We start from the raw sequence: 20,322 nt of genomic DNA on the forward strand, positions 1-20,322 counted from the left end.
GTCGGTCATTCGATCGTCATACCCGTCCCGGGATTGGATGCGTGCATCCGGCGTGCGGACGGGCTGTCGTGAGTTGCCGGCGTACGGCGCATGCGCGAGTCCGTCTCGACCAGCGCCGACGCGGGGATGCCGTGCTGCTGCAAGGCGTCAACGACCGCTCCGGTGAACCGGCCAGATGTCGACGCGTGGAGCTCGCGGAGATCGACCAGCCCCTCTGCAAGCAGTGCGAGTCGGGGGTGCAGCGTGGCGAACGCCTGGGCGAACTCGCCGTCGGTCCGGCTCGTCAACGTGCCGTCGGCCCCGGCGACGTACACCTGTCGCTTGCCGCTCGACTCGCGGATCGTGAGCCGGACGTTCACGCCGTCGCGGCGGGCTCGGCCGAGTGCGTCGACCAGCGGCTGGTACGGGTGCTGCTCGTCGGCGTCGACCCGCATCGCGACGGTCCGGACCCGTGCGGGCTTGGGCTGCTCCGCCGGATCCCAGCCGGCGAGGGCGGGTTCGCCGGCCTCCATCCGCGCGCGCATCGCGTCGTACTCGTGGCGGAACATCGTCAGATACGCCTCGCCGGACGCGGCGCGGTGCACCGTGTCGGCACGCTCGACCTTCGGACGGTGGTTGCGGTCGATCCGGCGGCGCTCGAAGTCGAGGTGGTAGTCGACGCTCACCTTGACGGTGACCACCTGGCCGGATTCGTAGACGCCGGTCTCGTGGCGTGCGCCGACCGTACCGGTGTCCTGCTCGCCGACGCGGCGGCCGGAGTTCAGGCCGACCGTGATCGCGCCGCCGGGCGTCGTACCTCCCATGGACCGGGACCCGGGCAGCAGGCGGTTGCTGCGTGCGGTCAACTGGCTGATCCGCAGCTCGCGGGAGTTCTCGCCGAGCTGGGTGGTCGAGTCCTCGTCGGGATCCGAGATCAGCTCCAGCCCCGACACCTCGGCGCGGACCCGGACCGCCACGACCCGCGAGGTCTGGCCGGGGATCGCCAAGGGCACGAGTTCGTGCCCCGACGGGCCGGCCATCTCCTGGAAGGCGACTGCTCGGTTCGCTGCGCCCAGCAAGGACTCCAGCGTCGTCTGGTGCATCCGGACACCGGCGCTGCGCAACATATCTGGTCGGCCGAGGCGGGCGACGACCGCGTCGAACAGGGCGTTCTCCGAGGGAGCGCCTGGCAGGTGAGGGAGTGTGCCGTCGACGAGGTAGTTGTCCGGCAGCCTGACGGCCCGGTGGTCGGCGACCTCCGGGCCGTCCTGGGGCGGGGCCGAGTGGAGTGCGGACGCCGGCACCGAGAGGCTGATCCGCCCGGAGGCCTCCCGCCGAGTCACCGCCGTCGCTTGGCCGCCGGGCTCCGCAGAGTCCTCGACCTCGATGACGACCTGGTAGTCCCGCTCGACCCGAGCCGTCGACAGCGAGAGCCCGGTACTGATGCGGGTGTTGAGCTCGCTGCTCGACGAGGTGGTGGACGTAGCGAGCTCGGCGCCGGCCCCGATGGTCGCGGACGCCCCCTCCGTCGCCGAGACGCCGACCTGACCGCTGTGCGACGTACCTTCCGTCACGCTCCTGGTCCGATCCTGCAGGCTCCACAGCTGCTGCAGGCCGTAGCCGTTGCCGCTCTGCCCTTCCGTCCCGCCCGCCTCGCTGGTCACCGGACCGACGAACCGCACCTTCACCCGGACCCGGAGGTTGCGAGTGCCAGTGCCGTCGCGGACCGGCAGCTCACGGACGAACCCGCGCGGGTCGAGCATCTCGTCCAGCTGGTTGCGCCATCGCGTGCCGCTCAGGTCACCGCGCAGCGCACTGGTCAGTACGGCGTCGTCCAGCGCCTGCGGCGAATGCTCCGCGACGGCGGCGCACACCTCGCGGAACATGTCGGTCTCGTTGCCGTCCAGGTCCTGTAGCGACGACCGGTCTACCTGGGCGCCACCCAGCATCTGGTCGTAGTTCCGAGGCATCGGCACCTCGACCCGCAACCGCGCCAGCACCTCGGCTTCGACGAGGGTGGCATCCAGACCGGTCTCGCCCGGCGTCGCGAGTCCCGTTGCCTCGCGCAACTTCTTCGCCAGCCGCTCGTCGGTGTGCGTCGCCGCCAGCCCGTCTGCGCCGGCCTTCTCGATCCGGTAGCGCCGCAGCAGCGCCGTCGTCGTACGGCGGGGGAGATCGAGGTTGTCGTCCAGCAGCCGCTCGACGGCATCCGAGACCTGGTGCAGCGGGAGGTCCAGCTCGTTCCGCCCGTACGCCCGGAGCGCATCGCCCTCGGGGAGCGTGAGTACGACGGCGCCCGTGTCGAGCGGGATCGTACGAACCGCGGTGCTGCCGGACCGGAGCTTCGCTTCCAGGACGAGGTCTCCCCAGAACTGGTAGTGCTGCCCGTCCCGCATCAGCGTCCGCTCGACGCCGCTGGTGGACGTCTCCGAGCTGGCCGACGAGCGAGTGGTAGACCGGTTCAGCCCGACGGACCCGCTGTGTGCGTCCCCGTCGGCCGACACCGAGCCGGTGCCTGCACTCACGCCGGCCGTTGCGCCAGAGGAGACACCCGTCGTATTGCCGGTGCTCGCCAGCGTCACGTTCAGCTCGGCGAGGATCGGGTGCCCGCTGCCGACGTACCTGAGGTTCTCCACGCGGGTGGTGACGCTGAGCGCGGTACGGCGTGGGCTGAGGCCCCGGCGTCGTACTGCCTCGAGCGCGTCGGACGGCGCCGGGCTGACGGCCAGACCGGTGCGGTACTCGGTGGTGAGCAGCTCCGGTCGGGAGATGAGGTTCCGCGGCGCGAGGAAGGCACTGAGGTGGTGCAGCGCGGAGCTGTCACCCCGCCCTAGCTCCGGCGCGGCCTTGATCAGCTGGGCGATCGGGTCCCGCGCGTCGACGTGCTGGACCGTAGCGGTCTGCAGCAGGCCCGGATCGACCTGCTCGCGTACGGCGGTTGCCGGCTGCTCGGGCCCGGCGCAGAACTCGCTGTCGAGACAGACCCGGGCGCTGCCCTCCGACGCGACGATCGGCACCTCGTGGCCGTCGTCGGTGATCTCGCTGATCGTGATCGTGTGCGGTACGTCGAACACCGCGACCTGCGCGCTCGACTCCGACACCGTCATCCGGTACGCGCCCCGGCTCGTCGACGACGTCAGGGAGCGGCCCATCGACGACCGGCCGACCGACGCCCGCGCTTGCGGCGTACTCCCGGACTGTCCTGGCGCCGGGGCGTTGCTGATCCCGAGGGACGCCGACCACGGCAGGCTGCGCGACTGGGTGCTGGAGCGACCCGACGTACTCACGCCGATGTCCACGTTGACGACCATGTCGTCGTCCGCGACACCGATCGGCGTCGCGCGGTCGAAGTGCTGCTCGATGGCGATGCGATAGGACCGGACCCGAGGCGGATGGCCGGTGCGGTGCTCGGTGAGCTGGAAGGTGAGCCGGTCCTGCGCCGCGTGGTCGTACCCGGTCTCCAGGCGATGTCTGGCGAGCTGCTGGCAGGCACGCTCCCAGTTCTCCGTCCGGCTGAGCAGGACGGCCGGATCCTCACCTGCGAGGCCTGTCGGCAGCGGATGGCCGTCGACCAGCGGTGGAACCATCGACTGCCGGGAGAGGTGCTCCAGGAAGCCCTTCAGGGCCTCGTCGGACCCGGTCAGCTCGCGGATCATCGCCGGACCGGCGCCGCGCAGCTGGCCCGGTCCGTTGCCGAGCCACACCGGCAGGCGGAGCGGGGTGTCGGTCGGATGTGGGTCTCCGCGCAGCAACAGCCGCCCGTCGGCGCCGCGACGCAGCTGACCGTCTTCGCGGACGAGGGCCGCGGCGGGCACCGGCAGGCCGTACCGGAAGGCGTCGCGCTCCGCCATCCGCAGGTACGCATCACCCTCGCCTTCGGTGCTGAACGACTCCTCACGATCGAGGCGATGCACGGTGACCTTGTGCCGCAGCCGCAGCTTCACGCCGACCGTCGGCGCTACTCGTTGGGTGCTCCAACGACTGCCGAGGTCGGCGGTGGAGGCGGTGTCCTCCTGGCCGGTGTTCCGTCCGGCGCGGACACCCGGGGCGAGGTCGACCGTGGAGGAGCCGATGTTGGTCAGCGCGGTGGTCGCCGTCGCGCTGATCGTTCGCGAGTCGCTGAATCCCTGGGCGCCGGACGTGCCGGAGTTGCCGACGCGCCAGATCTCGAGCTTGTGATCGGGGGAGCTGTCGCTGACCAGCTCTGCGGTCTCCAGTTCGGCGACGGTCTCCAGTTGCGCCCAGGCGACTGGTCGGCCGCCGTTCGTGATTAGTCGCCAGACGCCGCCGGGCCGCGTCGTCTCGTCCAGCCGCGTCATCGCATCCTCGGCGACCAGACTGCGGATCCGGTCGTGGCCGACGCGGTCGAGCGAGCCGAGGCGTTGCCGCAGCTCTGCCGCTGTCCGGTCGCACAGGTCGTTCAGCCCGTCGACCCGGGTCGCCATGTGCTCGGGCATCGTCGTACTGCGTTCCGCCGACAGGCCGAGCGTTTCGAGATCGGTCTGCTCGGCCGGCGGCGGCACGGTGTAGGTGTGGATGTAGCCGAGGTCGAGCGTGGCGGTGTCGTGCTCGGCGCCGGAGTCGACGACGTGGGCGGGGGACCAGTCGGCGGCCGCGGACTCGCGGATCCGCCAGCTCCAGCGCGGCTGCGCCGAGCGGTAGCGCAGGATCTCGCCGCGGAGCGCCTCGACCGCACCGTTCTGCGCGTATTCGGTTGCTCCGCCGCTGACGAGGAGGCCGTGCCCGGTGGCGACCTCGACGCCCGGCGAGACGACCTTCGCGACGGCCTTCACCTTGCTGGTGTCCGGGAGCGCCTCGGTCAGGGCGCGTAGGTCGACGCCTGCCGTGGCACCGGAAGTCTGCAACGCCGAGGTGGCGACGTTGTAGCCGCCTTGGACCACCTGCCCGACCTGGGCCTCGTCGATGGTCAGCGGGCTGTCCAGGACCTCCTGCAGCTCACCGAGATCGAGCTTCAGGTGGAACTGGATGAGACTGTCGACGTCGGCGCGGGGCTCGTTGCCGATCGACAGCACGAAGCCGTCCGGCGAGAGGATCCGGCGGCTCTCGCCACGCAGTGTCCGATGAAGAAGGTCCGGTGTGAAGCGGTACGGCGACTCGCGGTCCTCCAGGGCCTGATTGAGCTCGCGGCAGAGCCTGGTCAGATGCGGCAGGCGACCGGACGGAAGCCCGTTGTGCTGCACGTCCTCGGCGGGGAGGGTCGCGGCCGTCGCCTTCCGGTAGGCCTCCACCTGCTCAGCAGCCGCCTGCGTAGCGGTCTGCAGATCGTCGGTCTCCAGCACAGCCCGGTACGCGTCGGCAGCTGCTCTCGCCTGGTCGGCGGCGGTGGCGCAGTACTGCGCGATCTGGGCGTGGCGCTCGGCGATGCGTAGCCGGCGTAGACCCTGGGCGCGGATCCTGCGGGCGCGCTCGTGGGCAGACGCGTCCTGGCCGGCGGCTTGCCGGTCGGCCTCCGCGAACAACGCCGTGGCCAGTTCGCCGGCGCTCGCGGCACTGCGGGTGCGTACGTCGGCGCGGTGGGCCTGGTCCGTCGCCGCGGACTCGAGGTCGGCGATCTGCTGTCGTACGTGCTCCCGGAAGCCGTCGTCCGGAGCCTGCTCGGCGTCCGGGACGACCACGTGCACCCCGGCCCACGGTGGCTGCGGGGCCGGGTGTCCCTCACGCCGGATCGCCTGCGAGAGGCTCGCCAGGTCGCGCTCGATGTCCTCCAGCGGCCGGGTGCCCGACCGCTCCTCCCACTCGCGGCTGAGCCGCCGGAACTCCTCGTACTGCGCCTCTGCCCGCCGATCACGCGCCTCGCGGTAGCCGTCGGCTGCAACACGACTCTCCCGCCCAATCCGCCGAAGCCACCCGAAACGCCCTCCCGCACTGCTGACGGCCGGGCTGACGCCCGGAGTGGCGCCCGGGGTGGCGCCCGGGGTGGCGCCCGGGCTGACGGCCGGTGTGGCGGCCGGTGTGGCGGCCGGTGTGGCGACCTGGGTGTCGGCCGGGGTGACGGCCGGGGTGGCGTGCGGGGTGGCGTGCGGGGTGGTGGATGGTGTTCTGGCTTGTAGGAGGCGGTCGGCGGCGCGGGTCAGGGCTTGGGACTCGGCGATCAGATCGGCGGCGAGGGGGCGGCCGGGGGAGTGGCGCCGGGCGCGGACGTTGGTCAGGCGGCGCAGGTCGGCGTCGGTGGCGAGTTGGTTGCCGTCGAGGACGTCCTGGAGCAGTGCCTGCGTCTCGGCCCGCTGGGACGCGGGCAGACCGGGCAGGTCGAGCAGCGCGTCCAGCGCCCGCGTCGCGCCGTCCGCGCGGGAGCCGCCGCGCACGCGGTCGACCTCGGCGCCGACGAGCGCCACCGCCTCGGCGACGAGCCGGTCGTCGGTGATGTCGCCGGCGCGGCGGGCCAGCCTGCGTTCGAGCCGCCGCAGCAGCTTCCGGGCGAACCGTTCACGCGAGTGCCGCAACCGGAAGGTGCCGTCCCGAAGGGCGATCGCCTCCGGGGCCGCGATACCGAACGCCACACCGAGCGCTTGGCGCGCACGACCCTGCGGGTCGTCCTCGGTGATCGCGGCAGACGTCAACCCTGCACTCCCCGTTCAACGTGCCGGTACTTTCACCAGCTGTGAGCGGGGACATTAGCAACCTGATGTTCAGGTTTTCGCCATGTTTCTCACCAGTAGAGTAACTTTCTGCCGGTGGCCTTCGTCACATCAGGATCGCTTGTACAGCGCGCGAAAGTCCTCCAGCGTGCCGCGGTAGTACTCCAGGTCGTCGGTCAGCTTGGCGCGACTGACCAGATGCGGGTGCCGGGCCTTCGCCGCACGGCCGTACTCCGACCAGATCTCCGCGTCGGGGACCTCGTCCGCGTCGTCGGCCAGGAACTTGATCGCCTCGCTGACCGCGTCGGCGGCGAACTCCCAGTTCAGCTCGACAACATTGCGGTCCTGGTCCGGTGCACCGGTGTACGCCATGTCCGCGTCCAGCGCCCGGCGGGCGAACGACGCGGAGACGATCGCCCACTGCGCCGCGTCGATCAGCTGCGACTTGCCCAGCCCGAACCGCGCGCCGATCGTCGTGGCGGCGCGCTCGGAGGCGTACGGGATCGTGATCTCGCCGGCCGGCGACGCGAACACCCACGCGTCCGGGCCGTCGGTCACGTTGACTCCCGGCTCGGGCCGCGCCGGCACGACCGCGGGGGCCTCCGGGTCGGCCGCGGTCACCAGGCTCACGTAGGTCTGGGCCTCGATCAGGGTCCTCGCGGTCAGCATCGGTTATCTCGCTCCTAGCTCTCGGCCAAGCTCGTCGTACGTGTCCCGCGCGATCAGCAACCGCTCCAGCCGGAACCGTCCCGGCTCCGCGTCCCGGACCTCACGACCGTCGCGCGTCCAAAAACAATCCTGCGGTACGGCGTCCGCACCGGCCGGCACGAACTTGATCACCTCGTCCACGGCTGCCCGCGCGACGGCCAGCACCTTACCGGCCCCGGCCGCGTCCGCGGGGACTTCCGACGCGGCCGAATCGGCGACGGCCAGCCACTGGCCCGCATCCAGCACCTCCGACGGCTCCGGTCCGCCGAACGCGGGCCAGCCGCGCACCGGCGTCTCCCGGACCGGTAAACCGAACAGGTACTCGCGGTGCGCGTTGCAGCCCGGACAGATCGCGGCGTAGCTGGACGTCAGCTCACCGTCGACCTCGATCAGCGCCTGTTCCCACGGCGCGTCGATCGACCCGCAGTCCGGGCAGGGGTGCAGCTCCAGGTACAGCTGCGCCTCGTCCCGGGTCCGCGCCACCGCGAATGCCATACCGCCCCTCTCGATCTCCGGTCTTCATCGCCTTCAAGGCCCGCTCATCGTCTGTCCGTGACCGGTTGGTGCAATGGTTCGTCCACTCGACGGATGGCGCGCGGTCGGGGCGGCCGCCGGCGTCATCGTGCGCGCCGCGGTGGTGTAGTCGAGCGCCTTCAGCACATCCCGCGGTACGCCGGCCTTCTCCAGCTCGGCGGCGACCTTGCCGTTGAAGCTGCCGTCCGGCGACGACGTGTTGTAGAGCTCGCGCAGGTCGACCCGGCCCTCGGCCATCCGCACCAACTGGGGATTCAGCGTGGCGAACGCGGAGGCGAAACCACCGTCGTTCACCCCGAGCAGGGTCGGCGGCCGGTTGCGGGTCGGATCGCCGGGCAGGGCCTGGTACTTCCGCTCCGTGCCGTCGGCCTCCTTGACCAGCAGCACAACGGGCTTCCGCGTCGCCTGCGCCCGGTCGATCGCCGCCAGCAACGGCCGGTACGGCTGGTGCACCGATCCGTCCTTGCCCTCGCCGTGCTCGGTCGCGACGATGTCCGGACGCCCCAGTTTCTCCGGCACGGCCTGCAGCCGGGAGTTCGCGAGCACGGAGTCCAGCGCCGCGCCCTGCTCCAACTGCCGGAGGCCCTCGAGGTACCGGTGGGCGAGCATCCGCACGAACATCTGGCCGTGCGCGAGGTCCGGTACGTGGGTCGTGCTCCTCGTGACCTGCTCGCCGCGCCCGTTGTCGGTGCTGGTGCGGATCGTGGCGTCGTACACGACCGGGATCCGGACCGTGACCATCTGCCCTTCGAGGAAGCGGCTGAGCTCGAACCGGCTGCCGGTCCCCTCTCCGGTCTGCTCCTTGACCTGCTCACCCATCGAGCCGCTGACCGACACCACTCCGCCGTTCAGCCCGCCGGTCGCGGTCAGCGGCGTACGCCGGTTCCGGACCCTGCTGGAGCGTGCCACCCGCTGACTACGCCAGACGTGGCCCTCCTGGCCCGGCGAGGAGTCACCGTCGAGCTCCCAGCCGACCGCGGTGGCGTTGACCGTGACGTTGATCATCGACTTCCCATTTCCCGGCTTCGCCATCGGCACCAGGTCGATCCCGCCGTCGAGCAGCCGCCCGATCTTCGCCTTCAGCGCACTCGGCTTGACCGTCGCCCGGATCAGGTGCCGGAACTCGGCCACACCACGCCGACCGAGGAACTGGGGCTGCCGGAGTACGGCGTTCAGGTTGTCGAACAGTTGGTCCTGCTTCTTCTCGCCCCGCCCGAACGGCACCGACCGGAGTGGCATCGCGCCTTCGGGGAGCCGGACCCTGCGGTGGTCGGGTCGCTGCTCGGCCACCTCGGCGGTCTGGGGCTCCGGGCCGTCCTGGAGCTCGCCTTCCGGCATCATCGTGTACAGCGTCGCGGTCAGCTCGCGCGTCCCGGACCTGGTGACGACGTCCGGGTCGAGCCGGCGCAGCTTCGCGCCGGTGCTGGTCATGGCAGCCGCGCCCGCGTTGTGCCGACGGATCACCTCGGTGGTGAAGACCAGCTTCCGCTCGGCCAGGTTGCGGACGAAGTTGCCGTGCCGGCGCAGGTTCGTGTTCTGGTGCCCGTCGCCGAGGGTGTCGGTCGTGGTCAGGTCGGTCGAGACACCGCCGGTGGGATTGACCCCCGCCGCCCCCGGTACGCCGCCGTCGACGCCCACAGAGATCGACTGGGTCCGGCTCACGGACCGGTCGCGCTGCTGGTAGTCGTACGCCTGCTCGGCTCCGCCGGCCTGCTCCGGTGCGAGCTTCGGCCGGCCGTGCTCATCGGTGAGGAGCTTCCCGTCCTTGTCGGTCTGTACGGCGCGCACGGTCACGTCACCCTCGAAGTGCGCCCGCACCAGCACCACGAACAGGTCGGGATGCTCCCGGCCGTCCAGCGGCGCCTCGAGCGGGATCTCGACCCCGTCCGGGCCGAGCATGTCGTCCAGCTGGCCGCTGAGGTTCTCCGGTTGGAGCGCGATCTCCAGCCCGGCCTGCAGCACCGGACTCGCGTTCCGCAGGCCGGGTGCGATCTCGTCGACCTGGGCCGCGACCTGTGGCTCGAGGTCCACCGGCTGGGTCACCTTGCCGGCGACCACCACCAGCTTTTCCGTCTCGGCCCCGCCCAGGCTGTCCTTGTACGGACCGGTGGCGTGCATGGTCCGGCCGGTGTTCGCCAGCTCGTCGGACTGATCGATGCTCGCGGTGAGCTTCTCGTCCTCGGTCTGGTACTGGTCTGCCGCGTTGAGGCCATCCGCGCGGAGCTTGGCGGCGAGCCGTTCGGTCGTGTGCGTCGCCGCAAGACCAGTGGTGACGCCCTGCTTCTCGAGCTTGTAGCGGCGGACGAAGCCACCGCGGACGCGCGGACTGAGCGGGAGCTTGTCGTTCAGGTACCGCTCGGCTGCATCGCTGACCACGCTCAGCGGTAGGTCGAGCTTGCCGGACGAGTAGAGCTCCAGCGCCCGCCGCTCGGCCATCAGCTTCTGCACGGTCGCATCCGGCAGCGGGATCGTCTTGACGACCTGTCCGTTGTGCACGATGTCCGCGAACATCCGGTACTGCTCGAGGAACTGGTGGTGTGTACCGGCGTTGATCAGCAGCCGCTCTTCGCCCGAGGTCTCGCTGACCGTGGTCGACTGCGCCCGACCGCCGGTATACCCGAGCGATCCGCCTCCGGAGTACGCCGAGCCGTCCGCCTCGACCGGGCCGCCGCCGGCCGTGCCGGTGACGCCGCCTGACGTGGACGTTCCCGAGGTGTAGCCGACGTCGCTCATCGTGAAGTTGATGTCGACGCTGTTCTGCTGGGTCATCGCGACATGGGTGAGGCTGACCGCCTCGCCGCGGATCTGCACCTGGTACTGCTGCGGCAGGATCGTCCCGTCCCGGAACGCGTGGACCGGGTTGCCGGGCGCCTGCACCACCATGAACGTCGGCTTGTACGTCCCGTTCATCCACTCGCGGTTCGCGACCAGACTGGTCGGCGCCAGCGCCGCGTGCAGCGTCGGCAGCGCGGTGGAGTCGGCCCGGATCGCCGGGATCACGTCCGCGACCGCGTCGGCCACGTTGCCCGCGTCGACGGCGACCGGCATGGCCTGCTGGACTGCCTCCGCGGTCGGTGCCTGCACAGTCTGCGCGAGCACCGGGGTCTCGGCGCGGGCCAACGGACTGTCGTAGGCGATCTCCATGCTGCCGCCCACATCGGCCAGCGGCGTGGCATCCCCGTTGTCGGTGATCTCCGCGAACTTGATCCGGATCTTCTGCTTGACCCGGTCGAGTGGCTCGGTGCTCTCGCTCAGCGTCACCCGGTTGATCCGGAGTCCCGCCGTCCAGCTCATGTTCCGCATGAACGCGGACCGGCTGGCCTTCACACCGAGCTTGGCGGCCCAGCCGCGGACGCCCGTCGCCGGCTTGACGGAGCCTTCGATCCCGGCGGACACCGGCACCGAACTGCTCCGCCCGATCGTCCGGCTGGAGGCCACCGAGCTGATGCCGAGCGGCACCTGGTTCTCGTTGGTGCTCGTGCCACGACCTTCGGACACGAAGGTGCCGGTGTTCTCGTCGTACTCCTGGTCGACGGTCAACCGGTACGGACGCCAGCGCGGCGTACCGGCGAAGCCGTGATCCTCCAGTACGACGATCAGGCCGCCCTGGCAGGCCTCGTTCATCCCGGCCGCGAGCCGCGCCGCGCTGATCGCCTGGACGACGCGCTCGTAGTTGGCGAGCTGAGCCCTGGTCGCGTCACCGACCGGACGGTCGTACTTGTCGAGGTCGGGCACCAGCCCCTGGGCCTTCAGCCCCATCAACGCGTCGTGACGGGCCGCGTCCGCGCCGACGATGTTCTGGACCAGCCCCTGGCCGACACCGCGGATCTGGCCCGGCCCGCGACCCATCCACGGCGGCGCCGTCTGCGGACCGGTCGGCGGCTCCGGGTCGTCGCGCAGCAACACCCGGCCGTCCTGGTCCGTCCGGATCGCACCGTGCTCGTCCCGCTGGATCGCCTTCGCGTCCGCCCGGCCACCGGCCCGGAGCAGGTCGTTCTCGGCGACCCGCATGTGCGCCGTACACGGGCTGTCCACGACGATCGGCGGCTTCCGGTCGCCGATCCGGCGCAGTGTCGCCGTCGTCTTCAGCGGGACCTTGACGCCCTGGGTCCCCATGAACCGGTGGACGACGGGCGAGATCGTGGTGTTGCTGATGTTCTGGCCGCCCTGCCGGGACACGTTCCGCCCGGCCGACACGCTCGGAGAGAGGTTCACCCCGGAGCCGGCGACGTTGTTGAGTGCCGTCGCCGCGCCCAGCGGGTGGGCAGCGTCCCGTACGCCGGGGAACGACAGCGAACCGGTGCCGGTGAGCGACGCGCCGTACGTCTGGCTCGCGTTGCCGCCGAGGAAGCCGACCGGAACCTTCTCCATCCCGATCTCGGAGCTGAACTCGCCGACCAGTTCGGCCGCGCTCCAGTCCGGCGTGGTCTCCCAGGTGAGCTCGTACTCGTTGTTGTCGGCGGTCCGGAAGCTCCGGGTGACACCACCCGGCCGGCTCATGTCGTGGATCAGCCGTGGCGTGTCCGTCACGATCAGGCCGGTGATGTGGCTCGCGGTGACCTCGTCCAGGTCGCCGTACCGGTCCTGCGCCTGCCTGATGACGTCCGTCGCGACCCCACGCAGGCCGTCGACGCTGTCCATGGTGAAGCGCGGGAACTCGCCCGTGACGTCCTGGGCGTGGCCGAGCTCCGCCAGAGTGACCGTCTCGGACGCCGCCTTCACGGTGTACGGACTGGCCACCCAGGTCTGCTGCGGGCCGACGTCGATGCTCCGGACCGGCGACCAGGGCTGAGTGGGGGAGTTGCGTACCTCCACCTCGAGGACGCCGTCCCACTCGACCAGGAGCGACTCACCACGGTGGAGGCCGACCCAGCCGAGCATGTGGTACCCGCTCTCGCCGGCGTTCTCGGCGAGGGTGTGGCCATGGGTCGCCTCGAGCTTCGGCGTGGTGAGCTGGGCGGCTGCGTGCAGCGGCGTACCCGGAGCGGCCAGCGCGATGATCGGCTGCAGGTTCAGTCCGACGGTGGTGCTGCCGGAGTGCGCGTTCGTCGTACCGGCGCTGATGCCGCCTTCACCGAGCGTGCCGGACATCTGCTCGGCCATCTCGAAGTCGCGGCGGGTGATCTCCCGGATGTTGGTGGCCAGCATCCGGACCCGGACCTCGGGCATCTCCGAGATGCTGCCGTCCCCGTCGCCGGGGACGGGGAACACCATGCCGTCCTGCGAGAGCAGCAGCCGGTACTCCGCACTCTCCAGCGGCAGCGGCCCGGTCTGCGGCAGCTGACGAGAGGCGCCGTTCGCCTCCAGCTCCTCGTTGATCACGTCGACCGGCAGTACGACGGGCTCGCCCTCCGGCGTACCGGTCATCAGCACATCGGCGACCGGCATCGCGGCGCTGCAGCTCTGCTCGTACTTGCTGACCTGACTGCGCGCAGCGTCGGCCAACGTCTTCAGTTGGCCTTGCGAGCCACCTGAGTCGATCCCGTCGAGCAACGTCCGGTACGCCGTCAGCGCGCGCTGCGCCTCGGTCGCGGCGACGCCGTACGCGCCGCTGATCTCGGTGTGCCGGGCGGCCTTGTTCTCGGCGGCTGTGGCAGTGATCCGCAGCATCCGGGCGCGTTCGGCGGCGCCAAGGTCGAGGCCCTGCGCCTCCACATCCGCCTGACGCTTGGTCTCCTCCGCCAGCTCCGCCGCGGTATGTGCGGTCTCGGCCTTGGTGGCCGACCGCGACTCGAGGTCGGTGACCGCGGACTCGAGCGACTGGATCTGGGTGAGGACCTCTTCGCGGAGGTGCGCGACCGAGTTCGGCGCGGGCCGCGGGTCGGGCCTGCCGAAGGCGGCTGCATCGGGTCCGGCGTTCGCCTCGGCGGACCAGGGGAGAACGGGCTCGGCGCCGCCGTGGCGGCGGATGGTCCGGGCCAGACCGTTGAGGTCGCGCTCCAGCTCCGACAGACTGCGCGGCCCGCTCGGGGCCCCGTTGGCCAGCGTCTCGGCGCGTGCCTGCTGCCAGTCCCGCGCCATGACCTGGTACGCCGCATGGTCAGCCTGCAGCCGCCGATCGCGCCGCTCGTGGCTGAAGACCGACTTCAGCCGGCCGAGCACACCGCGCGGCCGGGCCGCCTGTGCGGCCGCGATCTCCTGTGTCATCAAGGAGAGCTGGTGGGTCCACACGTGCCGCAGCTGCTCGTCGGCGAGCCGCGGCGAGATCTGCAGGACGTGCGGGTCTTCCGCCGTACCGGACCGGATGATGCCCTTGGCCATCGCGCCGAGCGTGGTCTTCCCGATCTCGACCCGGACGTGCTGCGGTACGTCGGTGACCGTCGTCTGCAGGATCGCCTGCTGCGTCTGCAGGTCGATGGCCGGCCGGTCGGTCACCGAGGCGGCCAGATCCACCTGGTTCATCGCGGCAAGCGCCGTCAGCGCACCGGACCCGGTCAGGTCGGTCTGGCTGCTCGGTCGTCCGCCGGCACCGGTCACCAGGCCCGTGCCGTGAACTTGCGAGGTCCAGACCCGCCGACCTTCGGCACGTCTGTGGTTGCTGCCGACCGGAGCGCGATGTCGCCGGCCGGCCGAGCCGGGCGGCGGCCCGTTCACCGGTCCGTTCACACCGACGACGAGGGCGTCCCGGCTGATCGTCGCCGAGGCCGACACGATCGTCGACACCGGGACGGGCCGGTTCGACCCGGGCAGGCGGTCCAGCCGGGCGGCAGCCTCCGCGTCATCCGGAGCAGCACTGCTGAGCGCGTATCTGAGCAACGCCTCAGCCTCGGTACGGCGGGACTGGTCCAGCCCCGGGCTGCGCAAGTACTGGTCGAGCGCCCCGACCGCGCCGCGCGCCGGCAGCTGACCGCGAGCCCGGGCCACCTCGGCCCCGAGCACGCAGACGGCCTCGGCCAGCAGACGGTCGTCGGCGGCACGGTCCGCGGCCCGGCGCGCGAGTTGCGCCTCCAGGGCCCGCATCACGTACGCCGGCACCATGTCGTCGCGACCGGTCAGCCAGACCCTGCCGTTACGCAGCGGAACGGCGGACGGGTGCAGGATCCCGAGCGCGGTTCGTACTGCCCACCGGGCGCGAGTCGTCGGATCGGCGGCGGACGAAATGGGTGTGGTCAGCCGACTCACCCCCTCCCGTTGGGTGTCCAAGTGCTCACCAGTTGTCACTAGGACGTCCTAGTTCCGGAATCTAGCAAACAATCGGTTACTCGCCAGCAACTCGATTCACCCGAACTGTTAACGATTTACGCCGAGTGACCATCCTAGGATCACCTTCATGGTCGAGCGGCTCGGTACATCGCAATGGAGTGTCTCCGAGGCGCGGAGCATGGTCGCCCAGCTGCGGCACGTGGCCGGCGACGGCCCGGAGTACGACGGGATCGAGCTGTTCACCTCGCTGTGCGCGTACCTCGACCAGTTGCACGGGAAGGCCGGATTCGACTACGTCTACACCGGGGCGCGGCGGCAGGCGCTGGCCGACGCGGTCCGGGAGGTCCGCGGACCCAGCGGCGTAGGAGATCCGGAGAGCGACCGGCTGGTCCAGCCGGTGAACGCGGCGGTCACGCTCGTCGAGGGACGCGAGCTGGTGACCTGGCTGGAGGGGCAGAGCGGGTGGCAGCAGGACCTCGGCAGAGCGCTGCGTGCGCTGTACACCTATCTAGACCAATTGTACGGCGGACCTGGCGCCTTCAACGAGCTGCTGACCACGTTCGAACGCAGGCGGGTCGCAGCGCGGTAACGGCACCGGCCTGCCGGCGTGAGTGGTACCTCGCTGCCATTACGGTAGGCCCGTGAGTCTCTCGTCCTCCACGCGAACCCCTTCCCAAGGCGCCCGGGCCGCGGGCCGACCCTCGGGTGGTGGTCCGAACCGCCTCCCGAGCAGCCGCGAGCGACGACCGGCCCTGGCCGCCCTCGCCGTCATCCTGATTCTGCTCGGTGCTGCCGGGTCCGCACTGATCGCCCTGAACAGCGGCAACCGGTCCGACTTCGTGGCGATCTCCGCCGACAGCCTCCCGCCCGGGCACAAGCTCGAGGCCAAGGACCTGTCCCGCGGCGACCTGGCCGGCGCGACCGGTGGTCTGATCCCGTGGTCCCAGGCGAGCAAGTACCTCGGCCGCTACACCACCACCTGGCTGTACAAGGACCAGTTCGTCACGCCCGAGAACTTCACCAAGGACGGCGAGCAGCCGATCCCGGCCGGCGCCGCCCTGGTCGGTATCAGCCTGGAAGCCGGCCGTGCGCCGTCCGACGGGCTCAGCGTCGGTGACATCGTCTCGATCACCCGGGTCCCCACGGCCAACCAGGACGGCGCCACGCCGATCACGCTGGTCAAGGCGGCCACGGTGACCTCCAGCGCGGGCGCGATCACCGACTCGAAGACCAACGCGAACAGCTCGCTGAACGTGACCGTGCTGGTCCCGGCCGACCAGATCACCACGGTCGGCGCGGCCGCGGCCTCCAAGTCGCTGATGCTGGCGAAGCTGGCGCCCGGGACCAAGACGGACGTGGAGCGCAACGGCGGGGCGAACTGATGGCATTGGTGGCATTCGCGAGCGCGAAGGGTTCACCCGGCGTCACCACCGCGAGTCTGGTCATCGGTGCGCTCTGGCCGCGGCAGGTGCTGCTGGCCGAGTGCGACCCGGCCGGCAGCGACGTGGCGATCCGGATGACCGGACCGGGCGGTTCGGCGCTCAACTCCGACCGCGGCCTGGTCAGCCTGGCCGCCGCGAGCCGGAAGGGCCTGGGCGACGAGGTGATCCTCGCGCACAGCCAGCAGCTCGACGGCGGTCTCGACGTACTGCTCGGGGTGCGTTCGCCGGAGCAGGTCGGTGGCATGGGCGGTCTGTGGCATCCGCTGGGCATCTCGTTCAACCAGATGCAGAGCAGCGACGTACTGGCGGACTGTGGGCGCATCGGTGCGTCGTCGCCACAGCTGCCGGTCATCCAGTCCGCACGTCTGGTCGTGCTGGTGTGTACGGCGACCGGCTCGTCGGTCGCGCACCTGCGCGAGCGGCTGTCCACTCTGGTGCACCACGTCGACGCACAGCTCGGCGTGGTCGTCGTTGCCGACCCGAAGCGGCGTGACGGCGTGAAGCAGGTCTGGACCGTGCTGGACGCGATGTCCGTACCTGTCCGGCACCGCTGGCACCTGGCGTACGACCCAGCCGGTGCGGCGTTCTTCGACGGGCGTGGCCACGGGCGGCTCGACAAGACCCCGCTGATCCGGTCGGCGACCGACATCACCGCAGAGATGGCGTCGCTGGTCTCCGCACCGCCGCCGCAGGACTTCGACATGGCCAACGCGGCGTTCCCGCCGGGTGAATATCGATGAGCGCTGATCAGGAGTTGGTTCGCAAGCTCCGCGTGCAGGTTGCGGAGCGGCTGAACGAGCAGCGTCGCCGCGACCAGGTGAACGGCGTACCTCCGATGAGTGCGGAGGACGAGCGGGAGTACGCACGGTCGCTGATCGTGCAGGTGCTCGAGGACCACGCGCGGTACGAGCTGGCCGAGGGCCGGACGCCGCCGACCCCGGACGACGACGCGCAGATCGCCGGCGCGATCCACTCCGCGCTGTTCGGTGTCGGCCGGCTGCAGCCGCTGATCGACGACCCCGAGGTCGAGAACATCGACATCAACGGCTGCGACCAGGTCTTCGTGCAGTACGGCGACGGCCGCGAGGAGACGCCCGGCCCGGTGGCCGAGAGCGACGACGAACTGGTCGAGCTGATCCAGGTGCTGGCCGCGCACGCGGGTCTGACCAGCCGCCCGTTCGACTCGGCCAACCCGCAGCTGGACCTGCGGCTGCCGGACGGCTCCCGGTTGTCCGCGGTGATGGGCGTGACGTCGCGGCCGGCGGTGTCGATCCGGCGGGCCCGGCTGGGCAAGGTGTTCCTGCGTGACCTGGTGCAGAACGGCACGATGACCGACGACATCGGCTCGTTCCTGCGGGCCGCGGTCGCCGCGCGGAAGAACATCATGATCGCGGGCGCGACGAACTCCGGTAAGACCACGCTGCTGCGCGCGCTGGCCAACGAGATCCAGCCGCACGAGCGCCTGATCACGGTCGAGCGCTCGCTCGAGCTCGGCCTGGGGGAGTTCAAGGACCTGCACCCGAACGTGGTCGCGTTCGAGGAACGGCTGCCGAACTCCGAGGGCGTCGGCGAGGTCACGATGGCGGATCTGGTCCGCCGCTCGCTCCGGATGAACCCTTCGAGGGTCATCGTGGGTGAGGTGCTGGGCGACGAGATCGTGACGATGCTGAACGCGATGAGCCAGGGTAACGACGGCTCACTGTCGACGATCCACTCGAACAGCTCGATGGAGGTGTTCAACCGGATCAGCACCTACGCGATCCAGGCGATGGAGCGGCTGCCGATGGACGCCACCCAGATGCTGATCGCCGGTGCGCTGGACTTCGTCGTGTTCGTCCGCAAGCACAACGACTACACCCGCGGCGGCGGCCTGAGCCGGTACATCGAGAGCATCCGCGAGGTCACCGGCTGGGACGGCCGGGTGCTGTCCGGCGAAGTGTTCGCCCCGGGACCGGACGGCCGCGCGGCAGCGCACGCGCCGATCGCCTGCATGGACGAGCTCGAACACTTCGGGTACCAGCCCCTCGTCCACGGAACGTGGGCGTGACGCGATGAACGACCGGACTCTGGGCGCGCTGCTGTGCGGGGCGGTGGTCGGCGGCGCCGTACTGCTGCTGATCGTTGCGATCCGCGGCACCGAGCCGAAGGACGAGACGCCGTCGCTGTTCCGCAACCGCGGCGCCGACCACCGCCGGAACCTGATCCGCCTGGGCGCCGGCATCGCCGTCGGCCTGGTGGTGCTGGTGGTGACCCGCTGGCTGGTGCTCGCGATCGCGCTCGGTCTGCTGGCCGGTATGGCGGACCGCTTCTTCGGCGGCACCGGTGAGGAACGCCGCGCGATCGACCGGCTGGACGCACTGGCCACCTGGACCGAGGCACTGCGCGACACGATCGCCGGCGCGGTCGGTCTGGAGCAGGCGATTCCCGCGACCGCGGTCAACGCCGCGCCGGCGATCAAGCCGAGCCTGAACCTGCTCGTCGACCGGCTGCGCATCCGCGAACCGTTGCCTTCGGCACTCATGCGGTTCGCCGACGACCTGAACGACCCGTCGGCCGACCTCATCGTCGCGGCCCTGGTACTGAACGCCCGGCTCCGTGGACCCGGTCTGCGCGAGGTACTGAGCGCGCTGGCGGACTCCGCGCGCGAGGAGCTCGACGTACGCCGGAAGGTCGCGGCGGAACGGCGGTCCACCCGGCGCAGCGTGCAGGTGGTCGTCGCGATCACGCTGATCATGGCGGCCGGGCTGATCCTGTTCAACCCGACCTACATGGCGCCGTACCGGAGCTTCATCGGGCAGGTCGTGCTGACGCTGGTGATCGGGCTGTACGCGCTCGGTCTGCTGTGGCTGCGGCGACTGGCGAAGATCGAGGTGCCGGAGCGGTTCCTGATCGGCATGAACACCGACGGGCGGCTGAGCCGGCCGGGTGACGACCGGATGGAAACGGTGAGCGGATGACCTGGGCCTTCATCACCGGCGCCCTGGCGGGCTTGGGTGTGTACGTCGCGATCCGGATCTTCATCAAGCCGCGGACCAACGTGCTGTCGACGATCGCGCGGATCGACGCCGGGCGCGGCGGGTACACGAGCGGCGCGACGACCAGCGCGGCCGGCGAGCGGGTGCTCGGCGGCGTCGACCGGGCCCGGGAGACGCTGGGCCGGCGGCTCGAGGCCGAGGCGAACGCGCGCGGCTGGGCGTTCGGCAAGCTCCGCCGCGACCTCGCGGTGATGAACCAGCCGTTCGCCGCGATGCTTGCCACCAAGGTGTTCTTCGCGCTCGGCGCGTTGATCCTGATCCCGATCGTGCTGTTCCTGTTCTCCGCGATCGGGTTCGCCGCACCGGGCGCGGCGCCGGCGATCGTGACGCTGGCGTTCATGGTGCTGGCGTTCTTCCTGCCGGACCTGGCGTTGCGGCAGGAGGCGGAGAAGCGGCGGCGCGACTTCCGGCACGTGGTCGGCAGCTTCCTCGACCTGGTCGCGATGAACCTGGCCGGCGGCCGCGGTCTGCCCGAGGCGCTGATGACCGCGTCCACGATCGGCGAGCACTGGGCGATGGCCCGGATCCGGCAGGCGCTCGCGAACGCGCGACTGATCGGGATCACGCCGTGGGACGCGATGGCGCTGCTCGGCGAGGACCTCGGCGTCGAGGAACTGCGCGACCTCGCGTCGGCGCTCGCACTGGCCGGCGACGAGGGCGCGAAGATCCGCTCGTCGCTGCTCGCGCGGGCGGCATCGCTGCGGCGCAAGGAGCTGGCAGACGTGGAAGGCAAGGCGGGTGAGCGCTCTCAGTCGATGCTGGTTGCGCAGCTGGTCATGATCTCGGCATTCTTCCTTTTCCTGGCGTTCCCGGCCGGTGTGGCCATCCTCGGAAGTTAGGGAAAACAGTGACCAGGGCACGGGATCCACGGCGCGGCTTCGC

At 70.8% G+C, this 20,322-nt stretch carries 10 protein-coding genes; 6 read left to right on the forward strand and 4 right to left on the reverse strand.

What is annotated here, in order from left to right; genetic code table 11:
• Nucleotides 1-5: 5 nt before the first annotated feature.
• The 4 genes from FDA38_RS16740 to FDA38_RS16755 form a co-directional block, all read right to left on the reverse strand.
• Complete coding sequence (locus FDA38_RS16740) at nucleotides 6-6,560, reverse strand: hypothetical protein (protein WP_137254938.1); 6,555 nt, start codon at nucleotides 6,558-6,560, stop codon at nucleotides 6-8.
• A 129-nt stretch (nucleotides 6,561-6,689) separates the two neighbouring features.
• Nucleotides 6,690-7,247: a hypothetical protein gene (locus FDA38_RS16745; protein ID WP_137254939.1), complete on the reverse strand. Its 558-nt coding sequence runs from the start codon at nucleotides 7,245-7,247 to the stop codon at nucleotides 6,690-6,692.
• Nucleotides 7,248-7,250: 3 nt separating this feature from the next.
• The gene (locus tag FDA38_RS16750; protein WP_137254940.1) at nucleotides 7,251-7,781 is read right to left on the reverse strand and encodes a hypothetical protein; all 531 of its coding nucleotides are present in this window, start codon (nucleotides 7,779-7,781) and stop codon (nucleotides 7,251-7,253) included.
• Between the two features lie 33 nt (nucleotides 7,782-7,814).
• Nucleotides 7,815-14,942 (reverse strand): hypothetical protein, encoded by a 7,128-nt coding sequence (locus FDA38_RS16755; RefSeq protein ID WP_137254941.1) that lies wholly within the window; start codon nucleotides 14,940-14,942, stop codon nucleotides 7,815-7,817.
• 148 nt (nucleotides 14,943-15,090) lie between these two features.
• Between FDA38_RS16755 and FDA38_RS16760 the strand changes: the two genes are divergently transcribed.
• Genes FDA38_RS16760 through FDA38_RS16785 form a run of 6 tightly spaced genes read left to right on the forward strand, consistent with a single transcriptional unit; the run spans nucleotide 15,091 to nucleotide 20,279 of the window.
• Nucleotides 15,091-15,552, forward strand: coding sequence for a hypothetical protein (locus FDA38_RS16760; protein ID WP_137254942.1), 462 nt, complete (start codon nucleotides 15,091-15,093; stop codon nucleotides 15,550-15,552).
• Between the two features lie 52 nt (nucleotides 15,553-15,604).
• Nucleotides 15,605-16,345 carry a hypothetical protein gene (locus FDA38_RS16765; protein WP_137254943.1) on the forward strand — a complete coding sequence of 247 codons (741 nt, stop codon included), beginning with the start codon at nucleotides 15,605-15,607 and terminating at the stop codon, nucleotides 16,343-16,345.
• The gene (locus tag FDA38_RS16770; protein ID WP_137254944.1) at nucleotides 16,345-17,145 is read left to right on the forward strand and encodes a hypothetical protein; all 801 of its coding nucleotides are present in this window, start codon (nucleotides 16,345-16,347) and stop codon (nucleotides 17,143-17,145) included. Before FDA38_RS16765 ends, FDA38_RS16770 begins: the two co-directional genes overlap by 1 nt.
• Nucleotides 17,142-18,452: a CpaF family protein gene (locus FDA38_RS16775; protein ID WP_137254945.1), complete on the forward strand. Its 1,311-nt coding sequence runs from the start codon at nucleotides 17,142-17,144 to the stop codon at nucleotides 18,450-18,452. The genes FDA38_RS16770 and FDA38_RS16775 overlap by 4 nt, the downstream gene beginning before the upstream one ends.
• Nucleotides 18,453-18,456: 4 nt before the next feature.
• On the forward strand, nucleotides 18,457-19,362 hold the full coding sequence (locus FDA38_RS16780) for a type II secretion system F family protein (RefSeq protein WP_137254946.1): 906 nt from the start codon (nucleotides 18,457-18,459) through the stop codon (nucleotides 19,360-19,362).
• Entirely contained in the window at nucleotides 19,359-20,279 is a 921-nt protein-coding gene (locus FDA38_RS16785; protein ID WP_137254947.1) for a type II secretion system F family protein, read from the forward strand. The genes FDA38_RS16780 and FDA38_RS16785 overlap by 4 nt, the downstream gene beginning before the upstream one ends.
• Nucleotides 20,280-20,322: the final 43 nt, after the last annotated feature.

Source organism: Kribbella jiaozuonensis, from assembly GCF_005233875.1.
GTDB classification, from domain to species: domain Bacteria; phylum Actinomycetota; class Actinomycetes; order Propionibacteriales; family Kribbellaceae; genus Kribbella; species Kribbella jiaozuonensis.

Excerpts from the sequence above, each read along its gene's own strand:
- FDA38_RS16770 (WP_137254944.1), top strand. The coding sequence starts at position 16,345 with ATGGCATTGGTGGCATTCGCGAGCGCGAAGGGTTCACCCGGCGTCACC.
- FDA38_RS16750 (WP_137254940.1), bottom strand. The coding sequence starts at position 7,781 with ATGGCATTCGCGGTGGCGCGGACCCGGGACGAGGCGCAGCTGTACCTG.
- FDA38_RS16785 (WP_137254947.1), top strand. The coding sequence starts at position 19,359 with ATGACCTGGGCCTTCATCACCGGCGCCCTGGCGGGCTTGGGTGTGTAC.
- FDA38_RS16745 (WP_137254939.1), bottom strand. The coding sequence starts at position 7,247 with ATGCTGACCGCGAGGACCCTGATCGAGGCCCAGACCTACGTGAGCCTG.
- FDA38_RS16760 (WP_137254942.1), top strand. The coding sequence starts at position 15,091 with ATGGTCGAGCGGCTCGGTACATCGCAATGGAGTGTCTCCGAGGCGCGG.
- FDA38_RS16775 (WP_137254945.1), top strand. The coding sequence starts at position 17,142 with ATGAGCGCTGATCAGGAGTTGGTTCGCAAGCTCCGCGTGCAGGTTGCG.
- FDA38_RS16780 (WP_137254946.1), top strand. The coding sequence starts at position 18,457 with ATGAACGACCGGACTCTGGGCGCGCTGCTGTGCGGGGCGGTGGTCGGC.